This is a genomic window from Myxococcus dinghuensis (assembly GCF_024198235.1).
Lineage (GTDB): Bacteria > Myxococcota > Myxococcia > Myxococcales > Myxococcaceae > Myxococcus > Myxococcus dinghuensis.
The window spans coordinates 1-21,522 of the sequence record NZ_JAKCFB010000063.1 but is presented as its reverse complement, the minus strand read 5'-3'; the positions used below and the strand labels follow the sequence as shown (position 1 = coordinate 21,522).

Annotated in this window: 20 protein-coding genes; 14 read left to right on the top strand and 6 right to left on the bottom strand. The window is 71.2% G+C overall.

What is annotated here, in order from left to right; all coding sequences use genetic code 11:
* Positions 1-2 precede the first annotated feature (2 nt).
* A complete protein-coding gene (locus tag LZ198_RS40290; RefSeq protein ID WP_253977492.1) occupies positions 3-1,565 on the top strand; it encodes an acyl-CoA carboxylase subunit beta in 1,563 nt (520 codons plus the stop codon).
* A 124-nt stretch (positions 1,566-1,689) separates the two neighbouring features.
* On the top strand, positions 1,690-2,298 hold the full coding sequence (locus tag LZ198_RS40285) for a hypothetical protein (protein ID WP_253977491.1): 609 nt from the start codon (positions 1,690-1,692) through the stop codon (positions 2,296-2,298).
* Positions 2,299-2,364: 66 nt separating this feature from the next.
* Here the strand turns inward: LZ198_RS40285 and LZ198_RS40280 are convergent, their stop codons facing one another.
* On the bottom strand, positions 2,365-6,030 hold the full coding sequence (locus LZ198_RS40280) for a hypothetical protein (protein ID WP_253977490.1): 3,666 nt from the start codon (positions 6,028-6,030) through the stop codon (positions 2,365-2,367).
* A gap of 132 nt (positions 6,031-6,162) precedes the next feature.
* Here LZ198_RS40280 and accC point away from each other — a divergent pair, with 132 nt between their 5' ends.
* Together accC and LZ198_RS40270 are read left to right on the top strand one after the other, a co-directional pair.
* Positions 6,163-7,686 (top strand): acetyl-CoA carboxylase biotin carboxylase subunit, encoded by a 1,524-nt coding sequence (gene accC, locus LZ198_RS40275; RefSeq protein ID WP_253977489.1) that lies wholly within the window; start codon positions 6,163-6,165, stop codon positions 7,684-7,686.
* 25 nt (positions 7,687-7,711) lie between these two features.
* Positions 7,712-8,221, top strand: a complete 510-nt coding sequence (locus tag LZ198_RS40270; RefSeq protein ID WP_253977488.1) for a biotin/lipoyl-containing protein — start codon at positions 7,712-7,714, stop codon at positions 8,219-8,221.
* Between the two features lie 33 nt (positions 8,222-8,254).
* Here LZ198_RS40270 and LZ198_RS40265 read toward each other — a convergent pair whose 3' ends face one another.
* A complete protein-coding gene (locus tag LZ198_RS40265) occupies positions 8,255-8,812 on the bottom strand; it encodes a flagellar hook-length control protein (RefSeq protein ID WP_253977487.1) in 558 nt (185 codons plus the stop codon).
* Positions 8,813-8,945: 133 nt separating this feature from the next.
* On the opposite strand from LZ198_RS40265, the gene LZ198_RS40260 reads away from it, so the two are divergent.
* From LZ198_RS40260 to LZ198_RS40235, 6 genes are all read left to right on the top strand, one after another.
* On the top strand, positions 8,946-9,218 hold the full coding sequence (locus LZ198_RS40260; RefSeq protein ID WP_253977486.1) for a hypothetical protein: 273 nt from the start codon (positions 8,946-8,948) through the stop codon (positions 9,216-9,218).
* A gap of 248 nt (positions 9,219-9,466) precedes the next feature.
* Positions 9,467-9,760, top strand: coding sequence for a hypothetical protein (locus tag LZ198_RS40255; protein ID WP_253977485.1), 294 nt, complete (start codon positions 9,467-9,469; stop codon positions 9,758-9,760).
* Between the two features lie 35 nt (positions 9,761-9,795).
* Positions 9,796-10,095 (top strand): hypothetical protein, encoded by a 300-nt coding sequence (locus LZ198_RS40250; RefSeq protein ID WP_253977484.1) that lies wholly within the window; start codon positions 9,796-9,798, stop codon positions 10,093-10,095.
* Positions 10,096-10,187: 92 nt separating this feature from the next.
* Positions 10,188-10,994 carry a hypothetical protein gene (locus tag LZ198_RS40245; protein WP_253977483.1) on the top strand — a complete coding sequence of 269 codons (807 nt, stop codon included), beginning with the start codon at positions 10,188-10,190 and terminating at the stop codon, positions 10,992-10,994.
* Between the two features lie 66 nt (positions 10,995-11,060).
* The gene (locus LZ198_RS40240; RefSeq protein WP_253977482.1) at positions 11,061-11,699 is read left to right on the top strand and encodes a hypothetical protein; all 639 of its coding nucleotides are present in this window, start codon (positions 11,061-11,063) and stop codon (positions 11,697-11,699) included.
* Between the two features lie 144 nt (positions 11,700-11,843).
* Complete coding sequence (locus LZ198_RS40235; protein ID WP_253977481.1) at positions 11,844-12,116, top strand: hypothetical protein; 273 nt, start codon at positions 11,844-11,846, stop codon at positions 12,114-12,116.
* 65 nt (positions 12,117-12,181) lie between these two features.
* Here LZ198_RS40235 and LZ198_RS40230 read toward each other — a convergent pair whose 3' ends face one another.
* From LZ198_RS40230 to LZ198_RS40220, 3 genes are all read right to left on the bottom strand, one after another.
* Positions 12,182-12,931, bottom strand: coding sequence for a carboxylesterase family protein (locus tag LZ198_RS40230; RefSeq protein WP_253977480.1), 750 nt, complete (start codon positions 12,929-12,931; stop codon positions 12,182-12,184).
* Positions 12,932-13,113: 182 nt separating this feature from the next.
* Positions 13,114-14,814: an MXAN_5453 family MXYO-CTERM-anchored protein gene (locus LZ198_RS40225; protein WP_253977479.1), complete on the bottom strand. Its 1,701-nt coding sequence runs from the start codon at positions 14,812-14,814 to the stop codon at positions 13,114-13,116.
* A 110-nt stretch (positions 14,815-14,924) separates the two neighbouring features.
* Positions 14,925-16,586: a carboxypeptidase regulatory-like domain-containing protein gene (locus LZ198_RS40220; protein ID WP_253977478.1), complete on the bottom strand. Its 1,662-nt coding sequence runs from the start codon at positions 16,584-16,586 to the stop codon at positions 14,925-14,927.
* Between the two features lie 187 nt (positions 16,587-16,773).
* Here LZ198_RS40220 and LZ198_RS40215 point away from each other — a divergent pair, with 187 nt between their 5' ends.
* Together LZ198_RS40215 and LZ198_RS40210 are read left to right on the top strand one after the other, a co-directional pair.
* Positions 16,774-17,190 (top strand): EamA family transporter, encoded by a 417-nt coding sequence (locus LZ198_RS40215; protein WP_253977477.1) that lies wholly within the window; start codon positions 16,774-16,776, stop codon positions 17,188-17,190.
* Between the two features lie 116 nt (positions 17,191-17,306).
* Positions 17,307-17,822, top strand: coding sequence for a YfbM family protein (locus LZ198_RS40210; protein ID WP_253977476.1), 516 nt, complete (start codon positions 17,307-17,309; stop codon positions 17,820-17,822).
* Positions 17,823-17,837: 15 nt separating this feature from the next.
* Here LZ198_RS40210 and LZ198_RS40205 read toward each other — a convergent pair whose 3' ends face one another.
* A complete protein-coding gene (locus tag LZ198_RS40205) occupies positions 17,838-18,614 on the bottom strand; it encodes a TSUP family transporter (protein ID WP_253977504.1) in 777 nt (258 codons plus the stop codon).
* 133 nt (positions 18,615-18,747) lie between these two features.
* Between LZ198_RS40205 and LZ198_RS40200 the strand changes: the two genes are divergently transcribed.
* Together LZ198_RS40200 and LZ198_RS43565 are read left to right on the top strand one after the other, a co-directional pair.
* The gene (locus LZ198_RS40200) at positions 18,748-19,560 is read left to right on the top strand and encodes a hypothetical protein (RefSeq protein ID WP_253977475.1); all 813 of its coding nucleotides are present in this window, start codon (positions 18,748-18,750) and stop codon (positions 19,558-19,560) included.
* A 924-nt stretch (positions 19,561-20,484) separates the two neighbouring features.
* Positions 20,485-21,522, top strand: a 1,038-nt coding sequence (locus LZ198_RS43565; RefSeq protein ID WP_323383391.1) for a DUF4388 domain-containing protein, incomplete at its 3' end; no start/stop codon positions are given.

Sequence of the window (21,522 nt, the reverse complement as noted above, 5' to 3'; positions counted from 1 at the left end):
ACATGGACGAGACCTCCGAGAAGGACCCCCTCCGCGCACGACTCCAGGACATGGAGAAGCAGGCCGAGCTGGGTGGCGGCGCCGACCGCATCGCCAAGCAACACGAGGCCGGCAAGCTGACGGCCCGTGAGCGCATCGACCTGCTCCTCGACCCCGGCTCCTTCTGCGAGCTGGACAAGTTCGTCACCCACCGGTCCACCGACTTCGGCATGGGCGACAAGAAGATTCCGGGCGACGGCGTCGTCACCGGCTACGGCACCGTGGAAGGTCGCCAGGTGTTCGTCTTCGCCCAGGACTTCACCGTCTTCGGCGGCTCGCTGTCCGGCGCCTATGCCCAGAAGATCTGCAAGATCATGGACATGGCCACCCGCGTGGGCGCGCCCGTCATCGGCCTGAACGACTCCGGCGGCGCGCGCATCCAGGAGGGCGTGGAGAGCCTCGCCGGCTACGCGGACATCTTCCTGCGCAACACCCTCGCCTCCGGCGTGGTGCCCCAGATCTCCCTCATCATGGGTCCGTGCGCGGGCGGCGCGGTGTACTCGCCCGCCATCACCGACTTCATCATGATGGTGAAGGACACCTCCTACATGTTCATCACCGGCCCGGACGTCATCAAGACGGTGACGCACGAGGAGGTGTCGAAGGAGGCGCTGGGCGGCGCGCTGACGCACAACCAGAAGTCCGGCGTGGCGCACTTCGCCGCGGAGAACGAGCAGGCCGCCATCGTCATGACGCGCGAGCTGCTCTCGTTCCTGCCCTCCAACAACCAGGAGGACCCGCCGGCCCAGCCGTGTGACGACGACCCGTTCCGCGCCGAGGAGTCGCTCAAGACCATCGTCCCGGCGAACCCCAACCGCCCCTACGACATCAAGGAGATCATCAAGGCGGTCGTGGACGACAAGCACTTCTTCGAGGTGCAGGAGCACTTCGCCAAGAACATCGTCGTCGGCTTCGCGCGCATGAACGGCAAGAGCGTGGGCATCGTCGCCAACCAGCCCGCGGTGCTCGCCGGCGTGCTGGACATCGACGCCAGCGTGAAGGCCGCGCGCTTCGTGCGCTTCTGCGACTGCTTCAACATCCCGCTCATCACCTTCGTGGACGTGCCCGGCTTCCTACCCGGCACCGAGCAGGAGTGGGGCGGCATCATCACCCACGGCGCCAAGCTGCTGTACGCCTTCGCCGAGGCCACCGTCCCCAAGATCACCATCATCACCCGCAAGGCCTACGGCGGCGCGTACGACGTCATGGCGTCCAAGCACATCCGCGCGGACATCAACTACGCGTACCCCACCGCCGAAATCGCCGTCATGGGCCCCGAGGGCGCGGTCAACATCATCTTCCGCAACGAGCTGCTCAAGGCCCAGGACGCCAACGCCGAGCGCACCCGGCTGGTGAACGACTACCGCGAGAAGTTCGCCAACCCGTTCAAGGCGGCGGAGCTGGGCTACATCGACGAGGTCATCCGGCCGGAGGAGACGCGCACCAAGGTCATCCGCGCGCTGGAGATGCTCAAGGACAAGCGGCAGGAGAACCCGCCGCGCAAGCACGGCAACATCCCGCTGTAGGGGCCCGTCCGAGCCCCGCTTCGGCCGCCCTCCTGCTGGCTGGAGGGCAGGCAGGCACGCGCCGCACGGGAAATTCTCGTGCGGCGCGCGGGCTTTCAGGGGGCTAGGAAAGGACACCCCCATTTTGCCCCACCGCCGACTCCTCCTCTTTCTCTCCGACGTCGAAGGAAACCTCACCGCCGTGCGCCAGACGCTCAAACGCGTCTGCGAGGCGGTGGCGCTGGCCACGCCCGAGGTGAAGTGGGTGGAGCCGCAGCCGGAAGGGCTGGCCGACGCCAGCTGGCAGGTCGCCGAGCTGACGCTGCCCCCCGCCCCGGGACGCAAGGCGCGCAAGTCCGAGCAGCCCTTCCTCGAGGAGCAGCTCGACGCCATGACGCAGGCGCTGGCCCAGGACTTCCAGGACCGGGCGCTGGGCATCTTCGTGGACCGCGAGCACAGCTACGCGCGCACCTGCCTCAGCGGGCCGGGACGGCCCTCCAAGGCGGTGGAGGGCGAGGTGCTGGACGTCATGCGCCAGGGCGCGCGGTGGCTGGACGTGGAGACGGGGCTGCTCGCCCGGCTGCTCGGTGGGGGCAACACCGCGCGCAACCTGCTGGCCGCGGCGGTGGACTTCGGCAACGAGCCGCACCAGGCCGCGCCGCCTCCGGAGCCGGACGAGGATGACCGCTTCGTGGAGGCCAAGCTCGCCCAGGCGCGGGCGTACATGGAGCAGTACCTGAGCGCCCGGAAGTAGGCCGCGCGAGCGCTCCCAGGCCACCCACCTCGGTGGGGATGGGTGGCCCGTGGCGTCACCCGCTGCTCACACCTCCCAGCACACGGGCTCGTCCCGCCGCGTGGGGTCCGAGCACGTCCCCGTCGCCGGGTCGCACGTCCCCGGCATGAGGCACGCGTCCTCCACGGCGCACACCACGGGGCTGCCGCCCACGCACGTCCCCGCCCGGCACACGTCCAGGAGGGTGCACGCATCCCCGTCGTCACACGGCAGGCCATCCGCCAGCTTCAGCGGCGTGGAGCACCGCCCCGTCCACGGCTGACACGTGCTCGCGGTCCGACACCCGTCCCCCGCCGGGCACTGCAGCACGTCCCCGCCCCGGCACACGCCCGCCTGGCACGTGTCCGTCCGCGTACACGCGTTGCCGTCGCTGCACGCCGTGCCGTCCACCGCGGGGGCATCGACAGGGCACTCCGTGGAGAAGCCATCACACGTCTCCGCCGCGTCGCAGGCCCCCGCGCTCGCGCGGCACATCGTCTCCGTCTCCCGGCGCACGGGCCCGCAGACGCCATCCGTCGTCCCCCCCGCCAGCACCGCGCAGGCCCGACAGTCCCCGGCCACGCCTCCGCCGCAGGCTGCGTCGCAGCACACGCCGTCGACGCAGAAGCCGCTCGCGCAGTGGGAGGCCTCCGCGCACGACGTCCCGTTCAGGAGCGGCTCGAAGACGAAGCGCGCGCGGACGCGCGGGTGGAGCAGCCGGTCGTGGTAGGCGACGAGGAAGCGCCCCGGCTTCGAGGAAGCGACCGCGACGTGGCTGCCCTCGCCGCCGGCCGCGTCCCCCGAGACGAGGAACGGGGTCGCGTCGAGCGGCGTCAGCGATGGAGAGAACCGCCGCCCCACCACGCCGGGAATCGACCCCGCCGGATGGTCGACGCGACTCCAGGCCAGCAGGTACCGCGCCCCATCGAAGGCCAACGCGGGCTTCGAGTGGTACATCAACTGGGTGGCCAACCCCACCGGGGTGGCGTCCACCACGGCGCCATCCGACGCGCGCACGCGCCGCCCGTAGAGCTGCGTCAGGACGTAGCGCCGGTCCTCCCAGGCCACCAGGAAGTGGGTGCCGTCGAAGGCCACGGTGGCGCGGGTCTCCGACCAGGTCTCCTGGGACAGCACGATGCCGGACGTCTCGCGCACCACCCCATCCACCGCGCGGATCCGCCGCGCCAGCAGGTCGCGGCCGTTGCTCCGCGACTCCTCGTAGGCCACCAGGAAGTGGCCCCCGCCGTACGCGACCACCGGGCGCGACTGGGAGCTGGACGCGGAGAACGCGACCCCCAGGGGCTCCATCACCTGGCCATCCGCCGCGCGCACCCGCGTGAAATAGATGGTCGAGTAGAACCCGCCGGGCCGGGTGTCGGCCCAGGCCACGAGGAAGTACCCCTCCCCATACGCCACCGAGGGTTCGTCCTGGTCGAGGCTCGCCGCGAAGAGGGGCCTGGGCGTCGCGTCGAGCACCGCGCCATCCGAGGCGCGTACGCGGACCGCCAGGATGTCCGTGTCCGCGGACGAACCCGTGGGGCGACTCTGGAAGACGACCAGGAACTGGGTGCCGTCCGTCGCCACGCTCGGCGCGGTCTCCAGACGCGGGGTGGTGGCGATGCGCAGCGCGGGCGCGTCGAGCACCACGCCATCCGAGTCCCGCACCCGCGCCCCGAGGATGTCGAAGGCCTTGCCCCGCGTGCCCCGGTCATCCGCCCACACCACCAGGTGGACGCCCTCCGCGAAGGCCACCGCGGGCGTGTACTCCATGCTGACCTCCGCGGAGAGCAGCTGCGCGGTGTCCAGCGCGCCTCCGGAGGCGCTCACGCGGGCCCCGGAGACCACGCTCGTCGCCCCCGGGGCGACGCCATGCCAGACGACGAAGTACGTCGAGCCGTCGCTGGCGACCCCGGGCAACTTCTCCTGGACGGACGCGGAGGCGGCCGCCCCCAGCGGGGCCGCGGCCCCCACCACGCCCTCGCTCGACACCGGAGCCGCGAAGACATCCGTCACCTGGTTGGCCGTCTCGTGCTGCCACACCACGAGGAAGCCCTGTCCCGTGGACGCCACGCTCGCCGCCTCCTGTCGTCCCGCCGCGACGGCGATGGGGAGGTTGGGGCGATCCAGGACGACTCCGTCCACGCTCACCCGAGCGGCGAAGACATCCGGGTTGTTGCTGCCGTTTCGGAAGTCCGTCCAGACGACCAGGAACTGCTGGCCGTCGAAGGCCGCCATTCCGCCGAAGGGGTTCCTCCCCGTGGAGATGGGGAAGCCACCGAGCAGCACCAGGTCGGAAGCACGGAGTCGCAGCCCGGAGTTCTCCGACAGGAGCAGATAGACGCCACCGCCATAGGCAATCCCGGAGCACAGTCCCTGGGTGATGAAGCGGCCGTCCAGGTCGAGCACCACGCCGTCCGACGCACGCACCCGCGTGCCATACACCTGCGGGCCGCTCCCGTTCCGGTAGTCGCTCCAGACGACGAAGTAGTCCGTTCCGTCGGAGGCGATGGCGGGGTTGGACTGGTTACCCGGCGCGTCGGAGATGGGGAGCAGGCCCGCATCGATGACCCGCCCGTCGGAGGCCCGGATGCGCGCGCCCCGGAGCTGCTGGACGGGCCCCGTCCTGTCGTCGAGCTGCCAGTCCGACCAGACCGCGAGGAAGTCACGCCCGTTGGAGGCCACGGTGATGGACCGCTGGGTGCCACGACCTCCCGCCAGCGCGAGGCTGCCCACGTCCAACACCTTCCCGTCCGAGGCGCGCACCCGGACGAACTGGATGTCCGACTCGTCATAGAGGCTGAAGTTCCAGGAGACGTGCGTCCACGCCACCAGGTAGACCCCGCCCCCCAGCGCCACCACCGCGTCCGTGCTCCCGTTCAGGTTGGGCACGGGGATGGGCGTGTCCAGGGAGAGCTCCGGTGACACCAGCGGGTCCAGCACCGCGGGCCACGCCGACTCCGCCAGCACCTCCTCGGGGACCCGCATCACCAGGGCGTCCGCATCGCGAACCGTCTCGATGTCCGTCCTGCGGCCCCTCGCGTCCACCCACGTCGCCCGGCCATAGCGCACCCCCAGGCCCGACGCGGCGTCGACGAAGTGATGTCCGTGCTCCGTCCGCCCCGCGTACGTCAGCCCCGACACCGCGACACGGACCTCCAGCGCGCCCGCGCCCGCCGGCGCGCTCGCCCACTCCCAGCGCTGCTCCAGGCCCCCGTCGCGGTTCTCCAGCACCTCCACCACCGGTCCCCGCCCCAGCGACAGCGCGCCTCCCTCCCGGAGCGAAGCGGCCGGCGCCTCGTCCAGGCCCCGCCCTCCCCGTGACACCGACAGCGTCCGGAGCGTCACCGGCGCTCCCGTGACGGGCCGCCCCGCCACCTTGCCCGCGACGGAATCGCGCGACGCCGTGTCCATGGCCTCCTCGATATGTCGAGGCGCGAACAGGAAGGCCCCCGAGGCGGCCACCTCCAGCGCATACGTCGGCTGGTGTCCCGTGAAGCCGCCCCCTTCCACCGCGCGGAAGGAGCGCTCCACGCGCCGCACGATGGCCTGGACGTCGAAGGGCGGGGACGCCGAGGCCGCGCTCACGGCGGGAGAGGCCTCCGGTGACGCGGGCTCCGGGGCGCGCTGGCACCCCAGCGACCCGCCACAGACCACGAGTAGGACCAGACTCCCCAGCCGCCAGCGCCGGGAAGCCATCACAGTTGATGGATTCATGTAGGAATTCCCCCGAGGAACGGTGAAAGGCCCCTCACCGACGGCGCGCGCCCGGAGCGGCCTGACGACCCGCCGCCCCGGGGGCCCATCCAACCCAGGCAATCCGAGCCGCCCCGTGCTAGACGGGCGGCCATGCCCAAGATCCGCAAAGTGCTCGTCGCCAACCGCGGCGAGATCGCCATCCGGGTGATGCGCACCTGCAAGGAGCTCGGCATCGCCACGGTGGCGGTGTACTCGGAGGCGGACCGCTCCGCCCTCCACGTCCGGACGGCGGACGAGGCGTACTTCGTCGGCCCGCCGCCCTCGCGCGAGAGCTACCTGGTGCAGCAGCGCATCCTCGACGCCGCGAAGCAGTCCGGCGCGGACGCCATCCACCCCGGCTACGGCTTCCTCTCCGAGAACGCGTCCTTCGTGCGCGCCTGCGAGGCCGCCGGCATCACCTTCATCGGTCCGCCCGCCTCCGCCATGGACGCCATGGGCGAGAAGACCCGCGCCCGCGCCAACATGATCAAGGCCGGCGTGCCCGTCGTCCCCGGCACCACCGAGCCCATCGCCACCGAGGCCGAGGCCCGCGAGTACGCCCAGAAGATCGGCTTCCCCGTCATGCTCAAGGCCGCCGGCGGCGGTGGCGGCAAGGGCATGCGCCGCGTGGAGGGTGTCGCCGACTTCGAGTCCGCGTGGCGCTCCGCCAAGAGCGAGGCCCTCAACGCCTTCGGCAACGACGCCGTCTACATCGAGAAGTACCTGGAGAAGCCACACCACGTGGAGATCCAGGTGTTCGCCGACACGCACGGCAACGTCATCCACCTCAACGAGCGCGAGTGCTCCGCGCAGCGCCGGCACCAGAAGGTGGTGGAGGAGACGCCCAGCCCCATCCTCACGCCGGAGATGCGCGCGCAGATGGGCGAGGTCGCGGTGAAGGCGGCCAAGGCCGTCAACTACGTGGGCGCCGGCACGGTGGAGTTCCTGGTCGACGTGCACCGCAACTTCTACTTCCTGGAGATGAACACCCGCCTCCAGGTGGAGCACCCGGTGACGGAGTGGGTGACCGGGCTCGACCTGGTCGCGCTGCAGATCAAGGTCGCCGAGGGCGAGAAGCTGCCGCTCCTCCAGGCCCCCACGCCCAACGGCCACTCCATCGAAGTGCGCGTCTACGCGGAGGACCCGCACCGCAACTTCATGCCGAGCCCCGGTAGAATCACCTACCTGCGCGTGCCGGGCGGCCCGAACGTGCGCGACGACTCGGGCGTGTTCCCCGGGTACACGGTGCCCAACTTCTACGACCCGATGATCTCCAAGTTGTCCGTGTGGGCCCCCACCCGCGCGGAGGCCATCGCCCGGGCGCAGCGCGCGCTGTCCGAGTACGTGGTGAAGGGCATCACCACCAACATCCGCTACCTCAAGGCCATCATGGCCCACCCGGAGTTCGCCGGCGGCGACTACGACACGGGCTTCCTGGGCCGCGAGCACACCACGCTGCTCGGTGCCGAGGACCCGCACGTGACGCGCATGGCCCAGCTGGCCAGCGTGGTGTACGCGCACCAGCGCGACGCGAAGCGCGCGAAGACGGTCCCCGGCGCCAAGGCGGGCGCGACGGGGGGCAACGACGGCCGCGTCAGCCCCTGGCGCATGGCGCTGCGCTCGCGCCGCCGCTAACCCACTGCAACCTCACGAGACTTCCATGCGCTATTTCACGAAGCAGCAGGGACAGAAGGAAGCGGCGCCGGTGGACGTGGAGTCGCTGGGTGGCGACCGCTACAAGCTCACCGTCGACGGCGTCACCTACCAGGTGGACGCGCTGGCGCTCGAGCACGGCACCCTGAGCATGCTGGTGGACGGGCAGTCCTACAACGTCGAGTTCGAGGAGAACGGCGACGAGGTGGGCGTGCTGCTGCGCGGCCAGGTGAGCCGCTTCGACGTGGCGGACGAGCGCCGGCTGCGGCTGCGCGCCGGCACCGCGGGCTTCTCCGTGGAGGGCAAGCAGCTCGTCACCGCCCCCATGCCCGGCAAGGTGGTGAAGGTGCTGGTGAAGGTGGGCGACGAGGTGAAGGAGGGCCAGGGCCTCGTCGTGGTGGAAGCCATGAAGATGGAGAACGAGCTCAAGAGCCCCAAGGCGGGCAAGATCACCGAGCTGTTCGCCAAGGAAGGCACCGCCGTGGAGAACAACGCGAAGCTCGTCGTCGTCGAGTAGCCCTCTCGTGGCGCCCCGCCCGCGCGCGGGGCGCTACGACACCTTCGTCGGGCAGGGCTTCTTCTGCTCCTCCGGCGCGGGACGCTCCGGCTCCGAGTCCCAGCAGTTGGCGCGCTGGTCGTTGATGTGCACCCAGAAGCGCATGTCCGCGGGCAGGTCCCCGAAGGCGCGCCACCCCCAGCCGCCGTCGCCGTCGTGGAACTCCGCCATGCGCCAGCCCGCACCGAAGGCGGCCACGCAGCGCGCGTTGGCGTCCGCCAGGCTCCGGAGCTCGGCCCCCACCACCGGCCGGGTCAGGGCCACGCGCCCCCGGGCCCACCCTTCGTAGAAGGTCGGTGACACGCCCTGGGGCGGCGCGGGCGAGCCCTCCTTCCGGAGGCACAGCACCGGCAGCCGGCGCGAGCACTGCGTCTCCCCTTGATAGGGGTTGCAGCCACTGCAACCCACCAGGACCACGCCATTGCCCTGGGAGAGCTTCCCCCACGTCATCCCCGTGCGCCCCTCGTCACAGCCCGAGGCCCCACTCGACGGCGCCGCCGCCAGGGCCAACAGCACCGTCACCCCCGCGCGCAACCAGCGTCCCATCGTCATCCGCGTCTCCCTGCTCCGAACACCGACGTGAAGGGGACGCACCGGAGCCTGTCCCTCGCGCCCCACGCTCCCCCAAGGGACACCTGATACACTCTGCGTGAACCCAAACCAAGCAACACATCGGGGAGGCACCATGAAGCCGAGCGGAATGAAGGGCCTGTGGGTGGTCTGCGCGCTGTTGGCGGGCTGCGGCGGCGCCGGGGTCGACGAGTCCCCCGCGACGGAGTCCCCCACCCGGGCGATGGGCGGCGTGTACGACCCCAGCATCCACTGTCTCGTCGACTTCGAGCGGGTGCGCTGTGCCAGCGGCGTCTACGCCTACTCCCAATGGAATGACGAGGTGGGCTACTTCATCGAGCGCAATGCCTGCCAGGGCCGCCCCGCCATCCTCTGCCAGGTCGAGTAGAAAGACAGACATCCCCGCCGAGTCGACGCCCGGCACCCGACCCGCTCCGACACGTCAGACATCGCGACACATCTGTCGCCACCGGATGATTCCACTCGCAATGGCAATCCATATGCTGATGCAAGGGAGTTGATGATTCTGGTAGAACCACCGATTCCGGATGCACGGAGGATGCGTGCCCGGAGTGGCGTGGAGTCGGGCCCGGGCGTCGCTCGTCCGCCAACGCAGCGCATCGAGGAGGCCACACCATGTCGCGACACGCCATGCTCCGTCGTTCCCTGATGATGTCGGGCACCATCCTGCTGCTGGCCGCTTGCGGGCCCGAGCAGTCCACCCCTCCGCCGGCGGCGGACGCCGACGGACAGTCCACCGCGGCCGTCATCCAATACGACCCGGAGCTCCACTGCCTCGTCTCCGGTCCTTCCATCAGTTGCGGCAACGGCTTCACCGTCTACTCGTATCTGGACCCGGTCGTCGGCTACTTCGTCCGGCGCAACGCGTGTGTCAGCAGCGGCGGTCCGCTCGTCTGCGGCAACACCTGAAGTCCCACCCTCCCCCGTCGAATCCAGGAGCCACAATGAACCTGTCCCCTGTCCTTCGTCGTTCGCTGATGGTGCTCGGCTCGGGCCTGCTGCTCGCGGCCTGTGGTGGTGGTGCCGAGGAGGCCTCGTCCGCGCCCACGCTCCCCTCAGAGGAAGCGAGCACGTCGAAGTCCCCGCTCGACTACGACGAGAACCTGCACTGCGTCATCCCGTGGAGCTCCGTCACCTGTCAGAGCGGCATCCAGATGTACGCGTGGTACGACGTGAACGTGGGCTACTTCATCCCGCGTGACGTCTGCGCGAAGCACGGCGGCCCGGTCGTCTGCCCGTACTAAAGATGACGGTTGGGCCTCACTCCACGTGAGTAGGGCGCTCCACCTTCCTATGGTTTATTCGCTGCTCAAACCAGGAATCGAAGTGGAGCGCCATGAAGTCACTGCGTCGACGAATCCTGCTCGTGGGGTTGGGGGGCGCGTTGTCCGCGTGCGCCGCCCGGCCCGCGCCGCCGGTGATGCACTACAGCCTGGGCATGTCCCGAGCGGACTACCGCGACTACACCCGTGGGAAGGCCAGTCCCTGTGACGCGGAGCCGCGCTGGCTGTCGGACGAGCTGTCGGCGGTGAACGGCCTCCTGTCGCGCTTCCTCGACGGCACGGAGAAGGCCGCGGACCTGGACGCGCCGGAGCAGGGCCAGCAGCTCACGCTGCTCGAGGAGGCCTCGCGGACGCTGCCGCCCCTCCTCGACGTGCACGAGGGCAACCTGCGGGGGCTGGCGCGGTGCAAGTTCCGCGACACGGGCGCGTTCCCGGAGCTTTCGCGCCGGGGCACGGAGCTGGTGGGCTCCGCCCGGGAGCGGCTCGCCGGGACCCAGGCCGCGGTGGCCGCCTCCGCGCTGAAGGCGACCCAGGACGCGTGGAAGGAAGGCGCCAGGGAGCGGGAGTCCACCGCCCGGGGAACCTGGTGCACGGCCAACCCCAAGGTGGGTGAGGCCTCCGTCTTCTACGCGCGCCAGAACCTGGAGGGCGTCACCGAGTGGCGCTTCTGCGACGGCAGCCGGGTGGAGCAGCGCCCGGACGCGGAGCCCTCCTTCGTCGAGCCCGAGGGGGTGTCCGCCCGAGATCGCCGCCGCATCCAGCCGCCGCGCTACCTCCAGGCCGCCAAGGAGTTCCCGGCCGAGGAAATCGACCGCGCGCCGACCACGGCCGCCGCGAAGAGCGACGCGACCCCTCCCTGACGGACTACAGTCCTGGTCGACCACCCGGGCGCGACACCCGCCGCGCCCCCGTCCAGGGCTCCGTTCATGGGATACGCCACCCCCTTCTTCGCCGCGCTCCTCCTCGTCTGCATGCCCGTGCTCGCCCAGGCGCAGACGGGGACGTGCGAGGTCCAGGTGTCGGGCGCCGTGACGCTCACCTTCAACGGGAACGGTGAGTCCGCGGCCGCCCTGTCCGACCACTGGCTGCCGGTGGACGAGTTCCACCGCATGCTCGAGAAGGCGGTGCTGGCCAGGGGCGGGGACGCGTCCCTGCTCAAGGCCGCGGCGGAGAAGGCCGCCAAGAAGAAGAAGAAGGGGCCCGCGAAGCTGTCCGGCCCGCTGCTCATCAACTGCGTGAGCGTGGACGGCGCCAAGGTGGGCGACCTCATCCTCCTGCCCGGCAAGAACACCCGGAAGACGCTGCCCCTCAAGCCCGGTGACTACGCCCTCGTCGAGTCCGCGACGAAGCCCGGCGAACTGACCGCGGTCCTGCGCATCAAGGGCATCACCTACCAGGTGGGCCACATGGGCGGAGTGAAGATCACCCGCTTCGACGCCCGCGGCGTCGCGGGGAGCTTCTACTTCGCCGCGAAGACGGACCCCGAGGCCAACCGCGAGGGCACCACCCTCCGCAACGTCTTCATCCGGGGCTCGTTCAACATCCCCAACCCCGTCTCGTCGTGAGCCCACACAGGCAGTGGAGCAACCGAGACATTCACAACGGCGATACATCTTCACGGCTGACACAATCGCAACGCGACATGGATGAACAGGTCAGGGCGACCGGGTAGGCTCGGTCGCGCAGTCTCCCCCACAAAGGAGTTCATCATGAACGCTCGTCACATCCGCTCGCTGGTCCTGGCCTCGCTCCCCGCGCTGTTCCTCCTGGGCTGCGGTGGCGCGCCCGCCGAGCAGAAGCCCGCCACCGAGACGCCGGAGGACACGACCTCCGAGCAGTCGACCTCGTGTTTCGACGAGTGCTACCAGGCGTCGCTCACCTGCACGACGACCTGCGGCGCGTCCCAGTCGGCCTGCGACGCCGCCACCTCCGTCTGCTACGACTCGTGCAACCGCGGCGTCGGTCCCTGGCTGCCCTGCTAGTTCCTCCCCACGGAGGGTGAAGCACCCCGGGCGGCGGACCCATGCCGCTCGGGGCGCGGGACGGCTCAGCGGGAGTAGCCCAGCATCCAGGTGTAGATGTCGTGCCCCGCAGAACCGCTGTACGTCTGGCTCCAGGAGTCGTGGCCGACGCCGGGGTACAGCGTGAGCTTCGCGGGTGGATTCGCCTTGGGGTTGCACACGTTGTTGAGCGTGTCCCAGGGGTCGATGGACCCCCACTTCGACACCTGCCCGTCCGACTCACCGTGGAAGGCCCAGACGGGGACGTAGCGCATGTCGCAGAGGTGGGCGACGTTCCCGTTCCCCGCGATGGGGACCACGGCCGCGAGCTTGTTCGGATACGTCGCCGTGTACTCCCAGACACCGAACGCACCGGCGGAGAGCGCGGTCATGTACACGCGGCGGGTATCGACCCGGTAGTGGCTCTTCGCGAACTCGACGAACGCGTCGAGCTCGCCCATCGCCCACCAACCCGAGACGTGCTGCGGCGCCAGGAGGATGAACGGGAAGTGGCGACCGTTCCGGACGAGCTTCGGCGGCGCGGTGGTGTTCATCACGGCCTCCAGACCCGCGAGCGTGCCATCCCCACTCTGCCCCACGCCCCCCAGGAAGATGACCAGCGGGTACGTCGCGGGCGCGTTGTCGTCGTAGCCCTGCGGCAGGTACTCCCAGTAGCCACGGCCCGAGAGCCCCGAGACCGTCCCAGCGGGCCTCGCGAGTATCTGCCCCTGCGCGGCCAGCGCCAGTTGCGCGGTCATCAGGACCAGCCCCAACACGATGCGATGCGGCGTCCTCAAGGGACACCTCCTTTGCTTGGGTTGCGGCACTTACTTTAGTTACCTGAATACAAAAGCCATAACGAAACACCCGTCACGAAAGACAAACGGACTTGACCCAAATCAACTCACATCCACGCCGCGCGTGGTGCTCCGTCAGACACGAGCCCCACGCGCGGCGCTGACGATGGAAATTGCGGACTTCAGCGCAGCGACCTGCGCCCGCGCTGACGCAGCCCCATCCACGTCAGGCCCAGGAGCAACCAGGGCCAGGCCGCGGCGGGTGACGTCGACTGGCAGCCGCAACCGCTGTCATCGCCGTCGCCCCCGGGGACCTCCGGCACGGGGCCGCCGGGCGCACCGCTGTCGGGACGGGTCGAGCCTCCATCCGCGCCGCCGTCGGCTTCACCGGTGCTGCCGCCATCCGCGCCGCCATCGGCTTCACCGGTGCTGCCACCATCCGCGCCGCCATCGGAGTCACCGGTGCTGCCTCCGTCCACGCCGCTGTCGGGCGCGCCCTCGCTCCCACCGTCGGACCCGCCTCCGCCATCAGACGGCTCGCCGGGGCCGCCGTCAGGCCCCGCATCGGCCTCTCCACCGGAGCCTCCATCCGAACCTCCGTCCGGCTCCGTGGGCGGGTACTCCGCGTGGGCGACGAAGACGGCGGTGCCCCACTCCTCCTGGTCATCGTCGGGCGGCGCGAGCCCCGCGACGACGGACACATCGCCGTCCGCGTTGATGCTCACGCTGCCACCGAACACGGGGTTCGAGGGCGTCTCCTGGTCGATGCGCGCCGGCCCCAGGTCCGACCTCACGATGTCGTGCTCGCTGACGACGCGCTTCAGCACCTCGCCGTCGCCGACCCAGACGGCGCGCCGACCCGCGCTGTCGATGGCGCGGAACACCACGAGCCCGTCGTCGTTGAGGTCGGGCGGGAAGAACTCCACTTCCTTGATGTCTCCCTCTCCGTTCCTCGCGAGCTTCCTCAGCGCCTTCCCGTCCCACAGGTAGACGCCCACCGGGGTCCGGCCATCCGCCTGCTTGTCCCAGGCGAGGAAGGCGACCTGTCCGTGGTCGTTCAGGGCCGGCGCCACCGAGGCGAAACGGAAGAACGGGGACGAGGGCTCGCGGCCCCGCGTCTGGGCGACGAGCGTCGACGTGCCATCGAGCCGGAAGATGCGCAGCTCCTGGAACCATTCTCCGGACGCAGGCGACAGGTCCCCCACGCCCGCCATCTGCCCCAAGCCGTTCATCGTGGGCGAGTAGAGGTACTCGTAGGGGCTCTCCCCATCGAGCGACTTCTCCCGGGCCAGGTACGTCACCGCCCAGCCCTTCTCCTGGGGCGTCAGCACCACGTAGCCCTTGCCCACGAAGTTGAAGCTGGCGCGGAAGCCCAGTTGCCCCGCCTCGTTGAGCTTCAGGCTCTCCCAGTTGGAGGCCCCGGTGGGCTCGCGCACGATGCGCACCTCGTCCGGCGACTGGGCGTTCAGGAGATAGAGGCCGTTGTCCGCGGTCCGCGAGGCGCCCGTCACGGCGAACGCGAGGTCACCGCGGGAGTTCAACCCCGGGTCGCTCGCACGAGCGTCTTCCCCCAGCTCCGGCAGCAGGTAGATGCGTCGCCCCTGGCCGTCACGCCCCCACCAGAGGGCGTTCGGTCCCTCCGGCGTCAGGGCCAGGCGGAACGCCACCTGCCCGTCCTTCGTGATGGGCACCTGATGACTGCCCGCCAGGAGGTTTCCGGGCTCGAGGTTGTACGCCCCCGACGCATTGCCCAACAGGTTGGTGCGCGCCTGGAGTTGGAGCGTGTAGCCCTCCGGCAACCGCCCCCACGCGGTCGGCCCCAGCCAGAGCCCCGCCAGCAGCAATCCCAGACACCGTCCACTTCGCCACGTCGTGTCCCGCATCGATGTGCCTCCCGGTCGTCACAACAAGCCGGAAAACACAAAATCCAAGCAATTTCCATTTGGACGCCGGCGACGGCTTCGAGGGAGGGCATCGAGCCCCATCCACCTCGTCAGGGGCTCGTGTCGCGCCAGGGCGGAGGCATGCCAGAGCCCGGCAAGGTGACGACCCCCAACTCGGTGACGACACCGGGGCGACTGAAGATGCGCCGGAGCGACCCCTCGGGGTCGCGAGGAATCTCCCATATCCACGAGGACACCCCGTGCTCTCCGGGTGGCAATCCAGCGATGAGGAAGGTCCCGTCGTCCGCGACGAGCGCGGCGGGGCCGAGGGATTGGTTGTTGTCGACCCAGCACCACAGCCGCGGTGAGGCGCGGAACTGTTCCAGCTGCGCATCCGAGCCCGCCAGCCGCCCCGACACACCCCCTGTCTCCGCCAACGTGATGTCCTGGAGCACGCGCGCGCCCTCCTCGGCGCCCTGGATGTCGACGCGCGCAGCCCTCCCGTCATCCGTCCAGACGTAGACGGCAGGAGCGGCGAGCGCCTGGGGATGCAGCACGAACCCCGAGCCACCGAAGCGGTAGAAGTCGTAGGAGGGACCGGCATCCCCACTGCGGCGGAGCCCCTTCCTCAGCGTCTCCACTGCCAGGTGGAAGCCCTCCACCGGGGTGCCGTCCTCGCGCAGCACCTGCCCCGCCAGTTCGAAGGGACCAGGGGGCTCCTCCATGACGGGGCGTCGCAAGTGGAACGAGAACGGATACGCGGAGAGCTTCGGCGGCTCGGCCGCGTACGCGACCTGGACGACGTTCGGCTCGCCCGGCGACATCGTCAGGCGCCCCCGCCAGAAGACCTCGCTCGTGCCCGCGAGCTCGACGTCATGCACGCCGGACTCGACCTGTCCCCGCCAGCGACCATCGGCCTGGGGCACCAGCTCGGCGTTCGCCACCCGGACCGTGGTGAGCGGCTCCGACCCCCGACTGCGCTGGGGAAGAATCGTCACCTGGGTCATCTCCCCCAGGGCGAAGTCCCACTGCGGGTCCTGGACGCCCGCCTGGATGGTGACGGTCCGCGACATGCCGCGCCCCTCCGCCAGCCGGGGTGTCACCTGGACGTTCCCCGGCGCCAGCCCCCGGAACTGGTAGTACCCACCCACGTCCGTCTTCACCTGCAGGGGCCCCATCGTGTCGGTGCTCGACAGCTCGAGCTCGACGCCCGCCGCGGGGCCTCCTCCCGGCCCCAGCACCCGGCCTCGCAACGTGGCGCCCTTGTCCAGCCACAGGTCCACCCGCTGCACGTCGCCCGCCAGGAGCCCCACCTTCCGCGCGCACCGCTCCCGCAGCCCGCTGCCTCGCGCGCAGACGGTCAGGATTCCCGCCGGGACCGCCTCGAACTCCACCCGGCCCTCTTGATTCGTGACACGCGAGCCGAGCGTCCTCACCTGGGCGAGGGGCCGCCCATCCCGCCCGAGCTCCTGCATGAGGAAGACGGTGAGCCGGTCCAGCGGCGCCTGCCGCGTGGTCCGGTCCGTGACACGCACGAGGATGCGTCCCCGTCCCTCGAACGTGGGGGGCGGAAGCTGGAGCAGCGGCGTGGGCTTGCGAGGCGGAGCCAGCGGCCCGGCGACCCGCGACCGCGGGATGACCGCTCCCGAGGGCACGTCGGGGGGCGGCGGAGGCTCCGCCCCGGGCGCCACCGTCGTGTTCCGCACCAGCGCGGCGAAGCCCAACGAGAACACGATGCCCAGACAAGCCACCCATCGCTCCCTGGCGGTCATCTTCGCTTCCTCCCCGGTCCGACTCCTGGATTCTCCCGCAATCCGAGCCGGTCGCCGGGCCTCCTGACAACCCTCCACCGCTCGCGGTTCCACCTCAGGCGGGACTTCGAGTCCCCCGGCGGGGGCCATCACGACTACGGTGCCCCGTGGCGGGCACACCGCCATTCCGTTTCCGGAGGAGGCGTCGATGTCGTGGTGGGTCTACGCGCTGCTGTCCGCGGGCTTCGCCGCGCTGACCGCCGTGCTGGCGAAGGTGGGTGTCGAAGGAGTCCCCTCCACGCTCGCCACGGCGCTGCGCACCTGCGTGGTGCTCGTCTTCGCGTGGGGCATCGCCCTGGCGCGCGGGGAGCACGCGGCCCTGGCCTCCATCAGCCGGCGCACGCTGCTCTTCCTCGCCCTCTCCGGTGTGGCCACCGGCCTGTCGTGGCTCGCCTACTTCCGCGCGCTGCAACTGGGGCCCGCCTCGCGCGTGGCGCCCATCGACAAGCTGAGCCTCCCGCTGACGGTGCTCCTGGCGTTCCTCGTCCTGCACGAGCCGGTGTCGTGGAAGCTGGCCGCGGGCGTGGCGCTGATGGTGGCGGGCGCCCTGCTGACCCTGTCCTGAAGTGAAGGCCGGCGGACGCTTCACGCTTCGAAATTCCGCGGTGTCGGCGAGGGCTGGTAGGGTCCATCGCCGCTCACGGTCCCACCCGCTCCCGGTCGTTCCCGAGGTCCCCCGAGATGGAGATGCTCTGCACCCTGCGCAGCGCCACGGAGGCGCAGCGCACCGCCCTGCTCCAGGCCCCCGCGCGCCTGGAGGACTTCCTCGACGACGAGGAGGACTTCGCGGACCCGAAGGGCGGGTCGTTCCTGGAGCTGGACATCGGCGAGGCGTGGCACGGCCTCCAGTACCTGCTCACCGGCACGCCGTGGGAGGGCCAGCCGCCGCTCGACTTCCTGGTTCGCGGAGGGGACGACGTGGGCGACATCCCCTCGGACGAGGGCACCGCGCGCATCTTCGCCCCCGCCCAGGTGAAGGCGCTCGCCGGCGCGCTCCAGCAGCTCTCCGAGGACACGCTGCGCCGCCGCTACGACCCCGCGGCCATGCAGGCCCAGGACATCTACCCCGGCACCTGGGACGAGCCACCCGACGACCTGGACCCGCTCGAGGAGGTGCTGTCCTACTTCGAGGAGCTCCAGAAGTTCATGGGGAAGGTGTCCCGGCGCGGTGACGCGCTGCTGGTGCACATCGGCTGACGGCCACGCCGGGGCTCAGCCCATCACCAGGTCGCGCCCCAGCTTCAGCACCAGGGCCACCACCACGGCGAGGACCACCTTGCGCACCAGCCGGTCCCCGCCCTTCACCGCGAGGTGCGCGCCCAGCCACGCGCCGGTGAACTGCGCGGCCGCCATGGGCAGCGCCACCTTCCACAGCACCACGCCCTTGAGCGCGAAGAGCGTCACCGACGCCAGGTTGGAGGCGAAGTTCACGACCTTCGCGTCCGCCGACGCGCGCGCCAGCCCGTGGCCCAGGAGCGACGAGAAGCCGACGATGAGGAACGTGCCCGTGCCCGGGCCGAAGAAGCCGTCGTAGGTGCCCACGGCCAGCGCGATGAGCGCCCCGATGGCCTGCGCGCGTGGACGCGGAGACGGCTCCGCGCGCTCCCCCGCGGGCGAGGGCTTGCGGAAGGTGAGGAACACCGCCACCGCGATGAGCAGCACCAGCACCAGCGGCTTGAGCACCTCCGGCTTCACCAGCAGCACCAGCCCGGCCCCGGCGAAGGCGCCCCCCAGGCCGAAGGGGAACGTCACCCGCGCCAGCCGCCCGTCCACCAGCCCCGCGCGCGAGAAGCGCACGAGCGCGGCGAACGAGCCGAAGACGGACTGGCCCTTGTTGGTCCCCAGCGCCAGGTGCGGCGGAAGCCCCACCGCGAGCAACGCCGGCAGGGTGATGACCCCGCCTCCCCCCGCGATGGCGTCCACCAGCCCCGCGGCCAACGCAGCCAGGCACAACATCCCGAGTTGCAGCGCACCGACATCCACCGCCAGAAGGTCCACCAGAGTTCCCTCGCCGCGAGCGGCGCCTGGGTACCACGCCCCCGAGGGCCCGTCGCGCCCGCCCGCTTCTTGCGTCACCGCCCACCTTGGGCCTCAATGTCGGCGCCCCCTTCCCGAGGACTCCATGCTCGCCTCCCTTGTCGCCCTGCTGGCGCTCACGTTGACCTCGGCCCCGCCCGCCCAGGACCCGTCCGCGCCCACCTGCCGCTCGTTCAACAGCCAGGTCGCGTGTGGGTATGGGTGCAAGACGGACTCGAACCGGGCGCGGTGCGCCAAGACGCCCCAGGGCCGCTGCGTCGTCGTGGACGGCCAGGCCGTGTGCTTCGACCCGCCCGCGTACGTGGTGAAGGCCTACGGCGCGGCGCTCCCGGAGCCGGAGTGCAAGGCCATCGATGGCGTGGTGGCCTGCGGCTACAACTGCATGACGCAGCCCGGCAGGGCGCAGTGCGCGAAGTCCCCCGCCGGGGTGTGCCGCGCGCTCGGGGGCGAGGTGCGGTGCTTCGACCCGCCCGCCATCGTCTTCGCCCTGTACGGCAAGGAGACCCCGCGCGCGGACTGCCGCAGCAACAGCGCGGAGCTGGCGTGCGGCTACAACTGCCTCAACACCCCGGAGGGCGTGAGGTGCAACAAGACCCCCACGGGGGTCTGCAAGGCGACCAACGGGCGCATCACCTGCTTCGACCCGCCCCCCGCCGCGCTGTGTACCTGGAAGCGAGCACTCCCCGCGCCCGAGTGCCGCAACAGCGAGTCCGGGCCGGCGTGCGGCTACAACTGCACCACCGCGTTCTCCAAGTCGGCATGTGCGTCCACCCCATCCGGCGTGTGCAAGGTCTTCGACAGCGAGGTGTTCTGCTTCGACCCACCGGTGGAGCAGAAGGCGGACGCGGAGTGCCTCGCCGGGTTGGGGCTCGCCGCCCTCGAGGAAGCCACTCCCTGACACCGGGTGCGGGTCTGACACCCCGCCGTCCTCTTTGAGTCGCCCTGGGACGGCGGTAGGGTGCTGTCTTCTCGCATCTCGAACGGAGCTGAGCCGCGCATGGCGGAGGGTGACATCCGTCAGTACTGGGTCCGCAACGACAGGGGAACCATGTGGGGACCCCTCACGTTGCAGACCATCGAGCTGCTGATCGACAGCGGCTCCATCCGGGGAAAGATCCAGATCTCCGAGGATGGGCTCAACTTCGCCTTTCCCTGGCGATTCCCGGACGTGCGCGACGCGTTCCCCCGCGAACTGTGGGGTGAAGGCGCGCCGGCGGCCCTCATGCAGCAGGCGGCCGCCACGTCGGGAGCCATCGCGCTCGGCGCGGAGCCCCTCACGCCTCAAGCCGGCCCCCCCATGGCCGGCCCAGGCACCGCGCCCATGGCCGGTCCAGGTGTCCCCATGGCCGGTCCGGGCACCGCGCCCATGGCCGGGCCGGGCACCGCGCCCATGGCCGGTCCAGGTGTCCCCATGGCAGGTCCCGGCGTGCGCCCCATGGCGGGTCCGGGCGCCGCGCCCATGGCGGGTCCCGGCACGCGCCCCGCCGCGGGTCCCGCCGTCGCGAGAGGCCCCGGGCCCGGCGTTGCCCCCGGCGCCCGACCGGGTGTTCCGCCCGGCGCCCCCGTGAACCCCGCCCAGGCGGCCCGACCGGGCGTGCCCGCCGCGGGCGTCGCTCCGGCACCGGGTCGTCCTCCAGGTGCGCCGGTCGCCCCTGCGGGTGTCCCAGGCGCGGCCCCGGGCGTCGCTCCGGCACCGGGTCGTCCTCCGGGCGCTCCGACCGCGGGCGCGGCACCCACCGGTGTTGCCCCCGCGCCGGGCCGTCCTCCAGGCGCTCCGGCCCCGGGCGTGGCGCCCGCGCCAGGGCGTCCTCCCGGTGCCGCCGTGGCCCCGGGCGTCGCTCCGGCACCGGGTCGTCCTCCCGGCGTCGCGGGAGCCCCGCCCGCCGCCCAGCCAGCCCCCGTCGCCACGGTGGAGTCGCCTCACGGCGTCCCTCCGCAGGGCCAGCTCGAGCAGACCTCGCCCATCCAGCTCTACGGCCGCATCGCCGCCGCGGAGCTGACGGGCCTGCTCACCCTCACGCTCTCCGACCGCACCACGCTGATCCACTTCCGCAAGGGCAACCCGGAGTTCGTCGACTCGACGCACGCCGAGGACGCGCTCGGCACGTCGCTGATGGGCGCGCGGCTGCTCATGCCCGACCAGCTCCAGCAGGCGGAGGCCGCCCGTGAGCGCTTCGGCGGAGACCTGCTCGCGGCCCTCTTCGGCATGGGGCTCTTGCAGCCCGCGACGGCCTTCAGCGTCCTGGGACAGCGCGCCACCACCATCCTGTTCAAGGGCCTGCGCGCGGAGGCCGGCACCTTCACCTTCGAGCCGCGCGAGCTGCCCGGCAACAAGGCCATGCCGCTCGGCAACCGCTGGGCCGTGCTGAGCGACACCGTGCGCCGCATGCCCTCGGCGGACATCCGCCGGCGGCTGACGCCCGTGCTCCAACTGCCCATCATGAAGTCGGGCGGCATCGTGCCCGCGAGCGACCTGCGCCTCACGCCGCACGAGGTCCGCGCGCTCACCGTCATCGACGGCGTCCGCTCGATCGCCCAGCTCATCACCGACTTCCCGCAGGACACCGACCACCTGCTGCGGCTGTCCTTCCTCCTGAAGGAGCTGGAGGCCGTCTCGTTCGCCGCCGTGCCCCAGGCCAGCACGGCCGCGCGGGCGGCCCCTCCTCCCGCCGCCGCCCCCTCGCCAGCTCAAGGCAGCGCGGCAGCGCGTCCTGGCGTGGCCCCCACCGCCGCCAGCCCAGGTGTCACCGCCGCGCGGCCTCCCGGGGCGACTCCGGCGCCAGGCCAGGGTGTCCCGGGCACGAGCCCCGGCGCGCCCCCCGCCGCCGGTCCAGGAGCCACCGCCGCGCGACCGCCAGGC

Bases quoted from the DNA above. Each gene is read 5' to 3' on its own strand.
- LZ198_RS40290 (WP_253977492.1), top strand. From the start codon at position 3: ATGGACGAGACCTCCGAGAAGGACCCCCTCCGCGCACGACTCCAGGAC.
- LZ198_RS40280 (WP_253977490.1), bottom strand. From the start codon at position 6,030: ATGAATCCATCAACTGTGATGGCTTCCCGGCGCTGGCGGCTGGGGAGT.
- accC (WP_253977489.1), top strand. From the start codon at position 6,163: ATGCCCAAGATCCGCAAAGTGCTCGTCGCCAACCGCGGCGAGATCGCC.
- LZ198_RS40270 (WP_253977488.1), top strand. From the start codon at position 7,712: ATGCGCTATTTCACGAAGCAGCAGGGACAGAAGGAAGCGGCGCCGGTG.
- LZ198_RS40265 (WP_253977487.1), bottom strand. From the start codon at position 8,812: ATGACGATGGGACGCTGGTTGCGCGCGGGGGTGACGGTGCTGTTGGCC.
- LZ198_RS40260 (WP_253977486.1), top strand. From the start codon at position 8,946: ATGAAGCCGAGCGGAATGAAGGGCCTGTGGGTGGTCTGCGCGCTGTTG.
- LZ198_RS40255 (WP_253977485.1), top strand. From the start codon at position 9,467: ATGTCGCGACACGCCATGCTCCGTCGTTCCCTGATGATGTCGGGCACC.
- LZ198_RS40250 (WP_253977484.1), top strand. From the start codon at position 9,796: ATGAACCTGTCCCCTGTCCTTCGTCGTTCGCTGATGGTGCTCGGCTCG.
- LZ198_RS40245 (WP_253977483.1), top strand. From the start codon at position 10,188: ATGAAGTCACTGCGTCGACGAATCCTGCTCGTGGGGTTGGGGGGCGCG.
- LZ198_RS40240 (WP_253977482.1), top strand. From the start codon at position 11,061: ATGGGATACGCCACCCCCTTCTTCGCCGCGCTCCTCCTCGTCTGCATG.
- LZ198_RS40235 (WP_253977481.1), top strand. From the start codon at position 11,844: ATGAACGCTCGTCACATCCGCTCGCTGGTCCTGGCCTCGCTCCCCGCG.
- LZ198_RS40225 (WP_253977479.1), bottom strand. From the start codon at position 14,814: ATGCGGGACACGACGTGGCGAAGTGGACGGTGTCTGGGATTGCTGCTG.
- LZ198_RS40220 (WP_253977478.1), bottom strand. From the start codon at position 16,586: ATGACCGCCAGGGAGCGATGGGTGGCTTGTCTGGGCATCGTGTTCTCG.
- LZ198_RS40215 (WP_253977477.1), top strand. From the start codon at position 16,774: ATGTCGTGGTGGGTCTACGCGCTGCTGTCCGCGGGCTTCGCCGCGCTG.
- LZ198_RS40210 (WP_253977476.1), top strand. From the start codon at position 17,307: ATGGAGATGCTCTGCACCCTGCGCAGCGCCACGGAGGCGCAGCGCACC.
- LZ198_RS40200 (WP_253977475.1), top strand. From the start codon at position 18,748: ATGCTCGCCTCCCTTGTCGCCCTGCTGGCGCTCACGTTGACCTCGGCC.